The organism is Mesorhizobium sp. LMG17149, assembly GCF_024518695.1.
GTDB lineage: Bacteria > Pseudomonadota > Alphaproteobacteria > Rhizobiales > Rhizobiaceae > Mesorhizobium.
In genome coordinates this window covers 16,949-31,594 of the sequence record NZ_JANIFL010000001.1, presented here as the reverse complement: position 1 = coordinate 31,594, position 14,646 = coordinate 16,949, and the positions used below count along the sequence as shown (strand labels likewise).

Here is a 14,646-nt window from a genome sequence, read left to right as displayed (position 1 = left end):
GGTTTGGGCGCCGCTCCCAACACAGGCCGCGGCGCGAATGCTGTCAGGCGGCGATGGTGATGATCGCGCCGGTCTTCAGGGCGGCCACGAGCGCTTGCGGATCGACTTGCGACGCACAGATCTCGCCCGGTCTCTCGGCCTCGGTAGCGCCGTTGAACGAAATGACGACATGGCCCATTTCCAGCACCTTGCTCCACGCGCTGGAGCCGACCGCTGTGATAACAGCGGCAACCGGGCCGAGGGTGATCGAAGCGCCCTTGGCGGGCGCTCCGTCACTTGGTCCCTGCTCCGCCTTGTGGAGCACCGAAACCTCGGCAAGCTCCGGCGGCGAGCCATCCGCAAACAGGATGACCACGCCCCCTTCGGCAAGGTCCGCCACTTCGGGGCCGATGGCAGTGACCCGTGTTCTCAGCAGAACCGTCATATGGCGAACCTCATTTTTCTCAACTTTCCCTAGAGCGGTGAACCGCTCTATCTCTTTGTTTTGACGCAATTTCCAAGGGAAAGCATTGCGCGCTTTTCCCGGAGTTGCCTTAGAACACGATCAGACTGACGACCCAGGCGATCAGCACCGAGACCGGCCCCATGATCTGGCGGCTGATGAGCACCGCCGGAACGCCGATTTCGATCGTCTTCGGCTTGGCCTCACCGAGCGCCAGGCCGACTGGGACGAAGTCGCAGCCCACCTGGGTATTGTAGGCAAACAGCGCCGGCAGTGCCATCGCCGGCGAAATCGTGCCGTTGGCGATCTGCGGGCCGATAATGGCAACGCCGATGACCTGCGCGATGACAGCGCCTGGCCCGAGGATGGGCGACAGGAACGGCAGGCCGCAGATCGCCGAGATGATCAGCAGGCCGACGATGTTGTTGGCCAGCGGACCCATCGGCTGCGCCAGCACATCGCCGATGCCGGTATACAGGATCAGACCGATGAGCATGGTCACGAAGGCCATGAACGGCAGCACGTTGCGAATGACCTGATCGATGGTGCGGCGGCCGGCATTGAAGAAGATGCCGACGATACGTCCCATGACGCGGCCGATCGTGCTGATGAGCCCGATCAGTCCACCTTCGCTCGGCAGCGGCTGTGGTGCCGCGGCCGCATTGTTGCTTGAACTCATCGCTGCTGCTCCCCCTGCAGTCGTGATCGTTTCGGATCCGTCCGCCATTGTGATGTTGGCCGGCTTCACGCCCGAAACGTAGATGTCCTCGGTGATGAACTGGGCCAGCGGCCCGGATTGACCGACCGGCGTCAGATTGACGGTCGGGATGCGCTTGCGCGGATAGACGCCGCATCGTGCGGTGCCGCCGCAGTCGACGACGACAACCGCCATCTCGCTTTCGATCGGTGGCGCCCTGAAGCCGTCGACGGCCTCGCCACCGGTCATGTCGGCGATAAGCTGCGCCACCGGGTGGATGCCACCACCGGTGACGGAAACAACCTTGCTGCGCTGTTCGGTCGGCTCGATGACGAGCGGGCCGCCCCAGCCGGTTTTGCCCTGGGTGATCCTTACGGCTTTGTATGTCTTGGCCATGATGTCCTCCCCGCCCTTACAGCTCGACGCCCTGGCGGCGTGCCATGATCGCGGTGATGCGTTCGGTCAGCATGCCCTTGAGCAGGATGACGACGAGGCCGACGATGGCGTACCAGATCGCCACCTTGACGTGGTAGCCGGCGACGACGACGCCCTTCTTTTCCAGCTCCAGCAGCGCGACGAGAATGCCGCCCCAGACGAAATACTCGCCGGGATTGATGTGCGGGAACAGGCCGAGCGGCGGGTGCACATAGGATACGGCCGCGTCATAGAAGGCCGGCTTGTGCTTTTCTTCCAGGAACGATCCGAACGTATAGGCCATCGGATTGGTGAGGAAGAACACCGCCAGCAGCGGCAACAGCGTGTAGCGCGTCAGCGCGATCCGGCCGGCGCCGCGCGCCAGACCATGCACGCGCTCTTCACCGACCAGTTCGGTGACGGCGTAGAAGGCCGTCATCAGCACCACCAGCGTCGGAATGATGCCGGTGACGAAGCCGGCGAAGACCTCGCCGCCCTTCTGGAAGATGCCGATGAAGTACTTGCCGATGGCGGTCAGCCAGCCGAGCTGCTCTTCCTGCTGGACGTCCTTCAGCTTTTCCTTGAACTGATCGACAGTGATCGGTCCGCTGTCCGCTTGTGCGAGGACAACGAGATGGTCGGAGGCATGCTCGACAGCGAGCTTGCCATGCAATGCGGCATCCGAGACCATGGCACCTGCGACATGCAGATTGTGCACGGCCATGTCGGCATGCTGCGCCAACAACGAAAATACAGACATTTCTCCTCCTTATGCCGCCCGCCAGTTGATCCCAGTCGGTGCGCGGCGTCCTCTATCCCTTTGATTTAGAGCCCGAAATCCTCCGGCTCTAAGCCCTTGCTACATTCAAACCGGACAGGCCCGGCTTCTTCCCCGGCTCCGACCGTGTCTTGTCGATCTGCTCGATCGCTCGTTTCACGGCCTCGGCCACACCGGGTTCCCCCTCCCCCATGATTGCAGGGTTGGACCGGAGTTTATCGAGGGGAACACCCTCGAACTCTTCATGTCTTTTGAACTTGGTGAAGACGGAACGGCCGCTCATCACCATCAGGCGGCGCACGACCAGATCGGGTGTCACCACGACGAGCGCGATGGTGCCCTTGGCCAAACGGCCGCGAAAATTGCCGGCTCCGACGAAGCCGTCCTTGTACTGGTCGGTGACGCCCCTGAAGACATCCGAATAGTGCCGCATCTGCAGCCAGACGCCGAGCGACTGCAGCGCCCACACAATAACCAGCAGAAGCAGTCCCCACTGCCAAATCGCCATTCGGTTCTCCTCCCGAAGCCTCAGTTGAACCGCACCTTGGACCGGCGCGTGACAACAGCAAAGTGAGAACATTTGTTTCCGAGAATGTCAATATGTATGATATTGGCCTCGGCTGCGGCCATCCACAAGGGCGCTGACCGATTTCGGCCGTGTCACCGTTGTGCTAGGCTGACCGGAAACAGGATACGAGGAATATGGATCTGCCCTTCAGGGACGAACTGGCCTTGATGCCCGATCTTCGCCATCGGCTGCGGCAGCTGCGCTGGTTCCGCGCCACTTTTCGCGGCAGCGCCAAGGTGGTCTCGGATACGTTCGGCGTGCGCTTCGAGATCGACGAGGCCAAGCTCACCAGGGCCTTTCTCGACTGGGTCGAGATCATGGAGGCGCAGAAGCGCTTCGCCGCGATCGACCGCGCCGACTTCATCGTCTTTGCCGCCGGCCTCGTGCTGCGCGAGTTGATAAAACAGGCGCCGGCAAAAGAAATCTCCGGCCTCACCCAGCTGGTCGAGACGGATACGAACGCCGGCACGCTGGAAATCGTCCGCTTCTGGCCGGAGGGTTTCCTCTACACCAACTACTGCGTCTCGGTGATTTCGGCGATCCACGAGCAGGAATTCGGCACGGCACCCGGCATCGACAAATGCGCCGACGATTTGCGCACATGGTGGTCCTATCGCGAGAACGTGACCGAGATGCCGGCCTATGCGGTGGCTTTCCTCGACCGCTTTCTCGGCGCCGAACCGAACTGGATCACCCCGGATCGCGCGCAGTCCCGGCAAGCCATGCAACGGGCGCTCGGCTCTTCCCGTGCGAGCGATGCGTTGCGCCAGCTTTGAGCCCGCTCTTCGCGCCCTCAAAAACGCACGCGCTATTGAACATTTGACTTTTTGTCGATAGCGATGTGCGAAAATTGACTCGAGAGGGAAACGCGTGGCGCGACCAAGGCCTATTATTTTCGATTGCGACGGCGTTCTTGTCGACAGCGAGCCGCTGGCCGCCCGCGCCTATGAGCGCGTCTACGAAAAGCACGGCATGCCCGGTGTCAACACCAGCATCATCGCCCAATGCATCGGCATGAAGCAGTCCGATATCATCGCCAGGATCAAGGATTTGACCGGCCACCAATTTCCGGCGGCGGCGGACGGCGACATCTGGGCCGAGACCAAGGTGCTGTTCTCGCAGGAATTGAAGCCGACACCGGGAATCGCTGCGTTCCTCGAGACGCTTGCGGGCGGTCGCTGCGTTGCCTCGTCCTCCTCCGTCGAGCGTATCAACCACAGCCTTGCCGTGACCGGGCTGGCGCGTTTCTTCGGCGATGCGATCTACAGCTCCTCGATGGTCAAGAACGGCAAGCCCGCGCCGGACATCTTCCTCTTCGCGGCGGACAAGATCGGCGCCAATCCCGTTGACTGCATCGTCATCGAGGACTCGCCCTTCGGCATCCAGGGCGCGGTCGCCGCCGGCATGACGGCGATCGGCTACACCGGTGGCGGCCATACCTATGCCGAGCACGCCGCGCGGCTGACAGCTGCCGGTGCCGATTTCGTCTGCGCCGACTGGCAAGAAGTTAGCCGGCAATTGGCTAGGTTTGGTGTGCCGGCCTAGTTTAGACGATACTTTGTGAATCCACGGCTGGCCCATTCGCCAGGCGGCACCAATGAGCCCACACGGAAGTTGAAGGACAGGACCCTCGTCGCATCGGCGTCGACTTCGCATCGGAAATTTAGGTTGTACCAGGCGTTTCTGGTGCTGAAGGCGGCCTGCGGAGGATTGAGAACATTGCCTTTGTCCAGCGTAATGGTTGGCACCCATTTGACCGTATAGTCGGCACTTTGCAGTTCCCGGCTGAGGACATTGCCGCAAAGGGTGGCCACGCGTTGACCGCGCGGAACATTCTCCATGGAGCTTGTAGCGAACGCATTGCCGGTTGCCCCTTGCGAGTAAAGCTTTCTGACGCCCGGAAGGCCGGAATAGATCGGTGATCCTGCAACGTCGTCGTTGGTGGGATTTGACCTTCCAGCATTCCCGATCGGCGCTTTGAAAGCTCTTGCGGGCTTGAACGTCATTGTCTTGGCAGGTTTGGCTTTGGGCTTTGCCTTTCCAGTCGAGGCTGGAGGCGCCGGCTTGTCGCCGATCTCAGCCGCCGATGGCTTTGGCGTCACGACGGCTTGCTTTTCGGCGGGTTGCGGTGCGGGTTCCTGTTTGTCCGGCTGCTGTTTGTCGGTTTCCTCGGTCGCCTGCTTCTCCTCGCTTTGCGCGGGCTTTTCGTCCGGCGCAGCGGTGGCTGGCTTCTCGTCAGACTTGCTGGGCTCTGCCTTCTGCTGTGGCGTTGCAGGCGGGGCGGGCTGGGTTGGCGTGGGTGTCGGTGCTACAGGCGGCTTCGCCGCCTCATCCTTGGCCGGCGACGGCGTGCTGGGCTTAGCGCTGCTTCCGTCGAGCGATTTCTCCGGCCCGGTATCTTTCTGGCCGTACTGGAAAACGCGCTTCAGAACCTGGTCGTCTGGCGGCTTCGGCGGTTCCGGAGGCGGCTTTTGTTCAGGCGGCTTTTCAGCCTTCTTTTCAGGTGTCGGCTCAGGTGGCTTTGGAGCAGGTTTCGGCTTGGGCTTCTCGGGTGGCGGCACGATCGCGACATTGACGGGCTGTTCCTGCTGAACCGGCTGCTGCTCGGGTCTCGGCAGGCCATAGACCAGAAACGCCGCGATGAGCGCATGCAGGATCAGCGATGCGGGCAAAGCCCACAGCAGATGCCGCCGCCGTTCTCCTGTCTCGCCCTTCATCCTCACCGATGTGGAATGAAATAGCGGCGGCTTCAAGCATAGGTGGTGGATTGGCTTGATTTAACCGCTGACAGGTTGGTGATCGGATGACGACGCGCAGACCCCAGGTCAGCCAGTTTGCCGCTGGCGCGGGATCCCGTCCAGAAACCGTTCGTCCAGCCGTGTCTCGCCAAACCAGTTCAGCCGGTTGATGCTGATGAAGCCGGCATCGATCGCCTCGTTTTCGTCACCCGGCTGGCTGTCATGGGCCCGACCGCGCGGCACCGTGATGATAGTGCGATCGCCATCGCTTTCCACGATCTCTGCCTTGCGAGCGATCTTGTCGCGACCGATGCGCGGCTGCCGGATTTCGGCCGGCAGCGAGGTCGGCAGGTTGATGCTCAGCCAATGACCCTCAGCGGCCCAGTCGGCGCGCGAGTGCCACAATGAAGTGATCAGCGCGCCAAGCCATTGGTCGTCGCCATCGGTGAAATCAGGATTTTTCACGCGTGAGAAGCCGATGGCTGGAACGCCCCAGAAGGTCGCCTCCCGCGCAATGCCGAGCGTACCGGAATAGGCAATATCCTCGGCAACGTTGCGGCCATCGTTGACGCCCGACAGTAAAAGGCCCGGTTTCTCGGAATCGGCGAACAGCCAGGTCATGGCGCTTACCACGCAATCGGCCGGGGTGCCGGAACAGGAGTACCAGTTCGGTTTGACGCGCCGCATGGTCAACGGCCTGGCAATCGTCAATGACGAGCCGGCAGCGGTGCGCTTGCCGTCGGGCGCGATCACCCAGACATCGTCGCTCAACGCGCCGGCCGCATTGACCAGACGGGCAAGCCCCGGCGCTTCGATGCCGTCGTCGTTGCAGATCAGAATTCTCATCGTTTTCTTGCCTTCGACACCACTATGCGCTGGCCGGTGCGGCATTGCGTGCGCAGCGACGGGATGTGGGTTTGCAGATCGCCGAGAAGGTCCGGCGTGCAGGAATGACCGAGTGCGGCGGGACGACCGGCCTTCTCCCAGATGTCGACATTGCCCGGCAGCGTCGGATGGGTCGGCATGCGCACCCAGTCCGCTCGGCCGGCCTTGTGCAACAGATCGCCCGGCGAGCCTGACGGCAGATGGCCGGTAAGCAGCACCGGAAAACCGGAATGGTCGGCACGCGGCAAGAGGCGCGATGACGGGCCGGCTTCACCCATGCCGTCATCCGCCAGCAACGGCGTGGACGGCAGGGGATCAGCATCGGTCCAGTCGGCTGCGTCTTGCAGGCGGCGAAGCAAGAGTTCTGAGACACCTGGCAACAGGGATGCCGTGGCGCCGATCTGCGCTTCCAGCGACGAACGCATACCGGCATGGATCGCGAACGGCCCAGGCAAGGCCGCGATCAGCTCCAGCGACCGACCCGAGAGCGGCGTCGGCAAAAGACACCCGCCCGAATGCCTCGCAACCCACTGCGAGATTTCACGCGCACGCGCCGCCCCCGGCACGGGATCGGCACCATAGGAGGCGTCGAGGACAAGAAGATCGCAGTGCGGGATCGTGTCCATGACGAACACATTGCTGTCCGGCACCACATCGGCCGAATAGGCGACGAGGCTCTCGCCATCGTCCACGGCAAACCAGACGCCGCCCACGACATGCCCCGAGCGTCCCGTCTGGATCGCGAGATTTCCGCTCTTCAGCGTATCGCCGGGTTCGAACAATTCAATGCGGTCTTCGGGAAAAGGGAACCGCCTGAAATCCTCGGGCTCAGCATAGCCCGCGAGCGTGGCAGGCGCCTCATTGCGGGTCTCGGCCGTCATGAAGATCCGGCCGGCATAGCCGCGCGACAGCAGCCAGCTCAGCGCGCCGACATGATCCTCATGCGCATGCGAGACGAACAGCGCGTCGATGTCGGCGACCGACCCGTTCAGCACCGGATAGTAGTCCGCGCCCGAGGCGCCGACCTTGATGCCGACGTCGAGCAGGATGCGATCCTTGCCGCTGCTGACAGCAAGACTGGTGCGGCCCTTTTCGCCAAAGCCGCCGAGCAGGTCGAGCATCATCACGATGCCGCCCCCGCCGCCGGGATCAGCCAGCCGGACCGTATCCGCAGACGCGCCTGGGCTCCGCTCTCCAGCACAACCGGGTCGGGCTGTTCGAAATGCAAGGTGAGATCGGGACTGGTCGAAGGCGTGAATTCGATGCGCGCCGAGCCACCCTGATAGATCACCCGCTTGACCAGGCCATCGAAGCCGGGACCGTCCGGCGACACGTCGAGATCGGCCGACCGGCAGCAGACCTTAGCGCCAGCGCGCGGCCGCTCGCCTGGCCGGCAGCGGACAATCAGTTCAGTCCCGAGAACCCGGACCTTGCAGTGGCCTCTTTCTTCCGCGCTCAACACATCCGCGGGCAGCAAAATGCCTTGCGAAATGAAGGATGCGACCATTTCATTTGCCGGCTCATGATAGAGCTCGTGCGGCGTCGCCAGCTGGGCAAGGCGCCCGCCATCCATCACCGCGATGCGGTCGGCCAATGCCATCGCCTCGGCCTGATCATGGGTGATGTAGACGATGGTGGTGCCGGTGCGCTTGTGGAAGGATGCGAACTCGTCCTCCATCGATGCCCTCAGATGCACGTCGAGATTGGCCAGCGGCTCATCGAACAGCACTAGCGAGGGCGCGGCGACAAGGCAGCGCGCCAGCGCCACGCGCTGGCGCTGGCCGCCGGAAAGATTGGCCGGCCGGCGATCGCCCAGCCCTTGCAGATTGACAAGGGCGAGTGCGTCTTCAACCTTCCGGCGGGCGACAGCCTTGTCGAGCTTCGCCACCTTCAGCGAATAACCGATGTTCTCGGCCACCGTCATATGCGGCCACAGCGCATAGTTCTGGAAGACGATGCCGACGCGCCGCTTTTCCGGCGCGACGCTGCCGCCCTTGCCCGACACGACCTCGCTGCCGATGCGGATTTCGCCCGAAGTCACTTTCTCGAATCCGGCCACCAGCCTCAGCAACGTCGTCTTGCCGCAGCCGGAAGGGCCGAGCACCGCCAGGAACTCGCCGTCGGCGACGTCGATCGACACGTCCTTGACGGCATCGAAATTGGCGAAGCTCTTGGTCACATTGTCCAGGCTCAATCGCGCCATGGCAGCACTCCGGTAGGAAGGTAGGGGGCAAGCAGATTGGTCACCAGCATCAGCACGAAGGTGACCGCCACGGTGATGACGGACATCGCCGCCGCATAGTTGGAATCGCCGCCCTGCTCGAAGGAGAACATCACCACGCCGATGGTTTCCGAGCCCGACGACCACAGCAGCGCCGAAACGGTGAGTTCGCTCAGCGCCGTCATGAAGATCAGCAGGCCGCCGGCGATCGCCGCCGGTGCCACCAAGGGAAAGATGATCGTGCGCATGCGCGTGAACAGCCCGGCGCCGGCCACTTGCGCAGCCTCCTCCAGCGCCCGGTCGATCTGGTGATAGCCGCTGATGGTTGGCCGCAGCGCCAGCACCAGGAAGCGGGCAAGATAGGCGTAGAGGATGATCCAGACGGTGTTGTAGAGTTGGATGCCGGTGAGCGGGATCGGCCGCAGGAACATGAGCAGCGAGGCGATCGCCAGCACCACGCCGGGCAAAGCGTAGGGGAGCTCGACCGACAGATTGAGCAGCCGCACCCAGCGCTGCTTGCCCCAGGCGATCAGATAGCCGATCGGCACGGCAACCAGGACCGCGAAGAAGGCCGCCGCGATCGACAGCCAGAAGCTGTTGAAGAAGGCGCGGCCGGCCGCGTCATGCTCGAACAGCACGAAGCGATAATTGTCGAGCGTCACCGTCTTGGCGGTGAGCGCGATGCCGTAGCCCGGCACCAGCGATGTCAGAACCAGCCCGAACAGCGGCAGGAACAGCACCACGATGATCAGCAGCCACATGCCGGCCTGCACGGCGGGCCGCCAGCGGCCGAGTTCATAGGGCTCGGCCGAAAGCGATGTGGAGCTGATGCGATAGTCGCGGCGGCGGCTCATGATCTCCTGGGCAAGGATACCGGCCATGGCGATGATGCCGATCAGCACCGACAGGAACGCGGTTTCGCCGAGCACGGCAGGACCGCCGCCGGCCAGCTTCTGATAGATCAGGGTCGGCAGCACGAGATAGTTGGCGGGAATGCCCAGAAAGGCCGGAATGCCGAAATTGCCGACGCAGGAGACGAAGGCAAGTGCGGCGGCGGCCATGATCGACGGCGTCATCAACGGCAGCACGATGGTGACCAGCACGGTGAACCAGCCGGCACCGCCCGCTCGCGCCGCTTCGACCAGCTCGCGCGGCAGCTTGCGCAGGCCGGCGCGCACCAGCAGGAAAACCAGCGGCCCATACTGCACGCCGAGCAGCAGGATGATGCCCGATGTCGAATAGAGCGGATTCCTGGTCCCGAGCGGCGGTGCCGCCCCGAACAGCTTGAGGAACGGGCTTGCCGGGCCGAACAATTGCAGCCAGGCCAGCGCCGTCACCTGCGGTGCGATCATCAAGGGCATGACGTAACAGAGCACCATGGCGCCGCGAGCGCGGATATCGGTCAGAGTGACGAGGACGGCCACCAGCGTTCCCGACAGCACCGCAAGCAGGGTGCCGCCGATACCGACGACCAGTGTGTGCCAGGTGGCGATCCAGGTCGCCGGACTGGCGAGCCCCGCCTTTATCGCGACGGTCGACAGCGTGCCACCGGGTGCCACAATCTCCTTGATCAGGCGCAGCATCGGCAGCAGCGAAAGCAGGACGATGACGATGGCTACCGCCGCCGTCAGGACCATTTCCTGGCCCCGGCTTTCCCTGATCCGTGTGGACATGATTGCGTTTCCTGGGGTCGATCAGCCGATGCGATCGGGGTTTTTCCCGTCAGGGGTGCCGCTGGGACGGCATCCCTGACGGGATTGCCGGCTCAGCCGCCGAACAGTTCCGAGAACTTCGCCTTGTCGGCGTCGGTTTTGGCGACGATTGCCTTGGTGTCGAACGACATCACCTTGACCTTGACGCCTTCCGGCAGCCATTCGGGGCGGCCGACCGAGGCGCGCGCCGGCAGATAGCCCATCGAAAGCGCCAGCTTCTGGCCGTCATCGGAAAGAATGAAGTCGACGAACTTCTTGGCGCCATCGACATTCCTGGCGGTCTTCATGATGGCGACCGGTTCGGTCACCGCCGGCACACCTTCCGAGGGGAACACGAACTCGACCGGGGAACCCTTCTTCTTGGCGTTCATCGCCATGAAGTCGACGAGGATGCCATAGGGCTTTTCGCCTGATGCCACCGACTTCAGCACCGCACCATTGCCGCGCACGCTGACGGTGTTGTTGGTCTTCAGCTTCTGGAAGAAATCCCAGCCATAATCGGCGTCGCCGACGAAGCCTGAAAGCAGGTAGGCGGCCGCACCCGAATAGAGCGGGCTCGGCATGACCAGGCCATCGGCATAGGCGGGCTTCGCAAGATCGGCCCAATGCTGCGGCTTCTCGGCCGCCGCAGTGTTGTAGACGATGCCGGTGGTGATCAGCTTGCTGCCGAAATAGGTCTTGTCGGCATCATAGGCATCCGCCTCGATGCCGTCGAGCTTTGCCTCGGGATAGGGCAGCAGCCGGTCGTCCTTCTTCAACAGCTCCATCGAGACCGCATCGGCGATCAGAAGCACGTCGGGCTGCGGGCTGCCGGCGGCAAACTCGGCCGCCATCTTGGTCAGGATGTCGCTCGTTCCCGAGCGATAGATGGTCACGTCGATGCCGGGCTGCGCCTTCTTGAAGGCATCCACGGTTTTGGCCGCGTCGGCTTCCGGCTGAGACGTGTAGAGCGTCAGTGTTTCGGCGTTTGCCACGCCGGCAAACAAAGTTGCCGCGAGCGCCAGCTGGCTGGCCAGCAGCTTGATGAAGTGCGTCTTCAATGAGACCTCCTGTCTTTCTGTGCATGACCGGTCCGGCTCTGGCCGGCTCCCCGTCTCTTCCTCCCTGCACGGCGCATATGACTGGTGGATGACACAGCGCGTGAAACCCACAAAATATGTTCATATGTACGATGTCAATTACAAATGAACAGAACTATGCGACAATCGACGCGCCGGCGATCGGCATCAATTGACATCCCGCCGGTGTTTCCTGATGAGCACCGGGCAGGCCACGGCTCATGAGGGACAGGAACCGATGACCACAGAAAAACCCAGACAGGCTCGCCTGCCGATGGTCTCGTCGGACCTTAACGTCAAGACGGCATGGCTCTACTATGTCGAAGGTTTCACCCAGGAACAGATCGCCGAAAAGCTCGATGTCTCCAGGGTGAAGGTCATGCGTACGCTGGCCTCCTGCACCGCCGAGGGCATTGTCGTCACCATGATCAACGCGCCGGCCGCCGGACAGGTGGCGCTCGAGCGGGAACTGGAAAAGCGCTGGGGTCTGAACGCCGCCGTCGTCATCCCGACGCCGTCGGGGCATGACCATCTGGAGAAGGCCATCGGCCATGCCGTCGCGGCCTATCTCGGCGAGCAGATGCAGGACGGCATGACGCTGGCGATCGGTGGCGGCGCGACCCTGCATGCCAGCCTCGGCTTCCTTGCCCGCCGGCAGCTGAAGCGTGCCTGCGTGGTGGCGCTCGTCGGCAGCCTGCCGCACTCGCAATGGATCAATCCATCGATTGTCGCAGCCAAGGTCGCAGACGTCTTCGAGGTCGACAGCTACCAGATCACCGCGCCGGTGACGGTCGACAATTCCTCGCTGCGCGATCTCCTCTGGGCACAGCCGACCCTGCAGGATGTGCGCCAACGCGCGGCCGCCGCCGACATCGCGCTGCTCACCGTCGGCGACATGTCGCCGGACGCCACCATCTTCCGGCACGGCATCGTGCCGTCATCGCTGATCGCTCCGCTGAAAGCGAAGGGCGCGGTCGCCAACATGCTGTGCTATTTCGTCGATGCCGCCGGCGGGCTGGTCGACCACGAGGTCAACAGCCGCGTCATGGCCATCGATCTCGATGTGGTCAGCAACGTGCCTAATGTCGTCCTCGCCGCGGGCGGCAAGCGCAAGGTCGCGGCGATCCTCGCCGCGCTGAAAGCCGTAGACACCAACGTGCTGATCACCGACAGCGATACCGCCACGGCGCTGCTTGCCAAGGGCGGCTGAGCCGATCCGACTGGCTCCCGTGTTTCCCGCTAAATGAGCCCGCGCTCGCGCAAAAAATCCTCGACACCGACATGGGTCATGGATTCGAATTCGGCGACCGCCTCGGCCACCCGCTTGCGCTGCGCCGCCAACAGCGTGAACACCTGCTTCATCTCGCCGGAAACGCCGAAACGGCTCCACCGCTCGGCGATGTGCGTGGGCAAGCCGATGTCGGCGCAGAACGCGTCCAGGCTGTCATAGCCGAGGCTGGCGACGAGCTGCCTGGTCTCGTCCGCCGACATGCGCGGCTCGAAGGCGTGGTCGTGCAGTCGCTGCGCCACCAGCTTGATGTCGGATGGCGACGCGCCCATGACCTTGCCGAACAGGGTTTTGACGTCAGACGGGTCGAATGCAGGCATATTTTGGCCTCCCTGGATCGCAATCCAGATAGAACATGGGTCAAGGGTCGGCGCGTGACAAGTCGTTTCTGTCGTAAGCCGGCGCATCATTCGGCGCCGGCTTCTGCTTGATGGATCAGACCAGCAGGCCCATCGGATTTTCAAGGAGGTTCTTGAAGGCGACCAGCAGTTCAGCCCCAAGCGCGCCGTCGACGGCGCGGTGATCGGTCGACAGCGTCACCGACATCACCGTGGCGATCTTGATCTCGCCGTTCTTGACCACCGCCCGCTCCTCGCCGGCGCCGACCGCCAGGATGGTCGCATGCGGCGGGTTGATGACGGCAGCAAAATCCTTGATGCCGAACATGCCGAGGTTGGACACCGCCGTGGTGCCGCCCTGATACTCTTCCGGCTTCAGCTTGCGGCTGCGCGCGCGGCTGGCCAGGTCCTTCATCTCGTTGGAAATGGTGGACAGCGTCTTTTCGTCGGCCTTGCGGATAATCGGCGTGATCAGCCCGCCCGGGATCGACACGGCAACGCCGACATCGGCGTGCTTGTGCTTGACCATGGCGCTTTCGGTCCATGAGGCATTGGCATCCGGCACCGCCTTCAGTGCCATCGCCATCGCCTTGATCACCATGTCGTTGACCGACAGCTTGTAGGCCGGCGCCTCGCCCTTGTCGGTCTTCTTCACCGGGGCAGCCGCATTGATCTGCGTGCGCAGCGCCAGCAGCGCATCGAGTTCGCAATCGAGCGTCAGGTAGAAATGCGGGATGGTGGTCTTGGCCTCGACCAGGCGCCGCGCAATGGTCTTGCGCATATTGTCATGCGGGACGAGTTCGTAGGAGCCCTGTTCGAACAGACGCAGCACGTCACCCTCCCCCTTGAGGGGAGGGTGGCCGGCCACAGGCCGGTCGGGTGGGGTCGCTTCGACCGGTGTCGGCGCCAGGGCGGTGCTGAATTGGGCGGCGCCTCCTGAGGCGACCCCCTCCGTCCGCTTCGCGGACACCTCCCCCTCGAGGAGGGAGGAAAGTGCGGCGTCGATATCGGCTTTTACAACACGGCCGTATGGGCCTGTGCCGGATACGGTTGAGAGGTTCAGGCCAGCCTCGCGGGCTAGGCGCCTGGCCAAAGGTGTCGCGCGGGCTTTCCCCTCCCCCTCGAGGGGAGGGTGGCCGGCCGCAGGCCGGTCGGGTGGGGTCGGTTCGACTGGGCTCGACGGTACAGGGGTGCCTCCTGAGGCAACCCCCTCTCTCGACTTCGTCGACATCTCCCCCTTGAGGGGGGAATTTGGCGCATAGCTTTCACCGTCGGCATAGATCCATGCAACAGCTGCACCGACCGCAATATCGACACCTTCCTTGCCGGTGACGTCGCGCAGCACGCCGCTGGCCGGCGCGTCGATTTCCATCGCCGCCTTGTCGGTCTCGATCTCGAACAGCACATCGCCCTTCTTGACGTGCGCGCCTTCCTCGGCGAACCAACGCGAGATCTGTCCGGTCGCCATGTCCATGTCGACCTTGGGAAGAATGACTTCGGTCGGCAT

Annotated in this window: 15 protein-coding genes; 3 read left to right on the top strand and 12 right to left on the bottom strand. The window is 63.3% G+C overall.

What is annotated here, in order from left to right; all coding sequences use genetic code 11:
• Window positions 1-43 precede the first annotated feature (43 nt).
• From NP945_RS00145 to NP945_RS00130, 4 genes are all read right to left on the bottom strand, one after another.
• Window positions 44-424 carry a PTS glucitol/sorbitol transporter subunit IIA gene (locus NP945_RS00145; protein ID WP_013529330.1) on the bottom strand — a complete coding sequence of 127 codons (381 nt, stop codon included), beginning with the start codon at window positions 422-424 and terminating at the stop codon, window positions 44-46.
• 109 nt (window positions 425-533) lie between these two features.
• Window positions 534-1,535: a PTS glucitol/sorbitol transporter subunit IIB gene (locus NP945_RS00140; protein WP_127295941.1), complete on the bottom strand. Its 1,002-nt coding sequence runs from the start codon at window positions 1,533-1,535 to the stop codon at window positions 534-536.
• Between the two features lie 16 nt (window positions 1,536-1,551).
• Entirely contained in the window at window positions 1,552-2,313 is a 762-nt protein-coding gene (locus tag NP945_RS00135; protein WP_013529328.1) for a PTS glucitol/sorbitol transporter subunit IIC, read from the bottom strand.
• An 88-nt stretch (window positions 2,314-2,401) separates the two neighbouring features.
• Window positions 2,402-2,839 (bottom strand): transcriptional regulator GutM, encoded by a 438-nt coding sequence (locus NP945_RS00130; protein ID WP_127269447.1) that lies wholly within the window; start codon window positions 2,837-2,839, stop codon window positions 2,402-2,404.
• Between the two features lie 194 nt (window positions 2,840-3,033).
• Between NP945_RS00130 and NP945_RS00125 the strand changes: the two genes are divergently transcribed.
• A complete protein-coding gene (locus NP945_RS00125; RefSeq protein WP_128309425.1) occupies window positions 3,034-3,675 on the top strand; it encodes a hypothetical protein in 642 nt (213 codons plus the stop codon).
• 94 nt (window positions 3,676-3,769) lie between these two features.
• Window positions 3,770-4,444 carry an HAD family phosphatase gene (locus NP945_RS00120; RefSeq protein ID WP_256745252.1) on the top strand — a complete coding sequence of 225 codons (675 nt, stop codon included), beginning with the start codon at window positions 3,770-3,772 and terminating at the stop codon, window positions 4,442-4,444.
• Here NP945_RS00120 and NP945_RS00115 read toward each other — a convergent pair.
• The 6 genes from NP945_RS00115 to NP945_RS00090 form a co-directional block, all read right to left on the bottom strand.
• Window positions 4,441-5,616, bottom strand: a complete 1,176-nt coding sequence (locus NP945_RS00115; protein ID WP_256745251.1) for a DUF930 domain-containing protein — start codon at window positions 5,614-5,616, stop codon at window positions 4,441-4,443. The two genes, NP945_RS00120 and NP945_RS00115, sit on opposite strands and share 4 nt — an antisense overlap.
• Window positions 5,617-5,724: 108 nt before the next feature.
• Window positions 5,725-6,483 (bottom strand): 5'/3'-nucleotidase SurE, encoded by a 759-nt coding sequence (locus NP945_RS00110; RefSeq protein ID WP_256745250.1) that lies wholly within the window; start codon window positions 6,481-6,483, stop codon window positions 5,725-5,727.
• On the bottom strand, window positions 6,480-7,646 hold the full coding sequence (locus NP945_RS00105; RefSeq protein ID WP_256745560.1) for an MBL fold metallo-hydrolase: 1,167 nt from the start codon (window positions 7,644-7,646) through the stop codon (window positions 6,480-6,482). Before NP945_RS00105 ends, NP945_RS00110 begins: the two co-directional genes overlap by 4 nt.
• Window positions 7,646-8,725 carry an ABC transporter ATP-binding protein gene (locus NP945_RS00100; RefSeq protein WP_256745249.1) on the bottom strand — a complete coding sequence of 360 codons (1,080 nt, stop codon included), beginning with the start codon at window positions 8,723-8,725 and terminating at the stop codon, window positions 7,646-7,648. Before NP945_RS00100 ends, NP945_RS00105 begins: the two co-directional genes overlap by 1 nt.
• Window positions 8,713-10,416, bottom strand: a complete 1,704-nt coding sequence (locus NP945_RS00095) for an iron ABC transporter permease (protein WP_256745248.1) — start codon at window positions 10,414-10,416, stop codon at window positions 8,713-8,715. Before NP945_RS00095 ends, NP945_RS00100 begins: the two co-directional genes overlap by 13 nt.
• Window positions 10,417-10,508: 92 nt before the next feature.
• Window positions 10,509-11,495: an ABC transporter substrate-binding protein gene (locus NP945_RS00090; protein ID WP_256745247.1), complete on the bottom strand. Its 987-nt coding sequence runs from the start codon at window positions 11,493-11,495 to the stop codon at window positions 10,509-10,511.
• A 256-nt stretch (window positions 11,496-11,751) separates the two neighbouring features.
• Here NP945_RS00090 and NP945_RS00085 point away from each other — a divergent pair, with 256 nt between their 5' ends.
• Complete coding sequence (locus NP945_RS00085; RefSeq protein WP_256745246.1) at window positions 11,752-12,723, top strand: sugar-binding transcriptional regulator; 972 nt, start codon at window positions 11,752-11,754, stop codon at window positions 12,721-12,723.
• 29 nt (window positions 12,724-12,752) lie between these two features.
• On the opposite strand, the gene NP945_RS00080 is transcribed toward NP945_RS00085, so the two are convergent.
• Together NP945_RS00080 and NP945_RS00075 are read right to left on the bottom strand one after the other, a co-directional pair.
• Window positions 12,753-13,121 (bottom strand): hypothetical protein, encoded by a 369-nt coding sequence (locus NP945_RS00080; protein ID WP_127271283.1) that lies wholly within the window; start codon window positions 13,119-13,121, stop codon window positions 12,753-12,755.
• Between the two features lie 115 nt (window positions 13,122-13,236).
• A complete protein-coding gene (locus tag NP945_RS00075) occupies window positions 13,237-14,646 on the bottom strand; it encodes a pyruvate dehydrogenase complex dihydrolipoamide acetyltransferase (RefSeq protein WP_127321724.1) in 1,410 nt (469 codons plus the stop codon).

Bases quoted from the DNA above. Each gene is read 5' to 3' on its own strand.
- NP945_RS00145 (WP_013529330.1), bottom strand. From the start codon at position 424: ATGACGGTTCTGCTGAGAACACGGGTCACTGCCATCGGCCCCGAAGTG.
- NP945_RS00140 (WP_127295941.1), bottom strand. From the start codon at position 1,535: ATGGCCAAGACATACAAAGCCGTAAGGATCACCCAGGGCAAAACCGGC.
- NP945_RS00135 (WP_013529328.1), bottom strand. From the start codon at position 2,313: ATGTCTGTATTTTCGTTGTTGGCGCAGCATGCCGACATGGCCGTGCAC.
- NP945_RS00130 (WP_127269447.1), bottom strand. From the start codon at position 2,839: ATGGCGATTTGGCAGTGGGGACTGCTTCTGCTGGTTATTGTGTGGGCG.
- NP945_RS00125 (WP_128309425.1), top strand. From the start codon at position 3,034: ATGGATCTGCCCTTCAGGGACGAACTGGCCTTGATGCCCGATCTTCGC.
- NP945_RS00115 (WP_256745251.1), bottom strand. From the start codon at position 5,616: ATGAAGGGCGAGACAGGAGAACGGCGGCGGCATCTGCTGTGGGCTTTG.
- NP945_RS00110 (WP_256745250.1), bottom strand. From the start codon at position 6,483: ATGAGAATTCTGATCTGCAACGACGACGGCATCGAAGCGCCGGGGCTT.
- NP945_RS00105 (WP_256745560.1), bottom strand. From the start codon at position 7,646: ATGATGCTCGACCTGCTCGGCGGCTTTGGCGAAAAGGGCCGCACCAGT.
- NP945_RS00100 (WP_256745249.1), bottom strand. From the start codon at position 8,725: ATGGCGCGATTGAGCCTGGACAATGTGACCAAGAGCTTCGCCAATTTC.
- NP945_RS00095 (WP_256745248.1), bottom strand. From the start codon at position 10,416: ATGTCCACACGGATCAGGGAAAGCCGGGGCCAGGAAATGGTCCTGACG.
- NP945_RS00085 (WP_256745246.1), top strand. From the start codon at position 11,752: ATGACCACAGAAAAACCCAGACAGGCTCGCCTGCCGATGGTCTCGTCG.
- NP945_RS00080 (WP_127271283.1), bottom strand. From the start codon at position 13,121: ATGCCTGCATTCGACCCGTCTGACGTCAAAACCCTGTTCGGCAAGGTC.
- NP945_RS00075 (WP_127321724.1), bottom strand. From the start codon at position 14,646: ATGCCGACCGAAGTCATTCTTCCCAAGGTCGACATGGACATGGCGACC.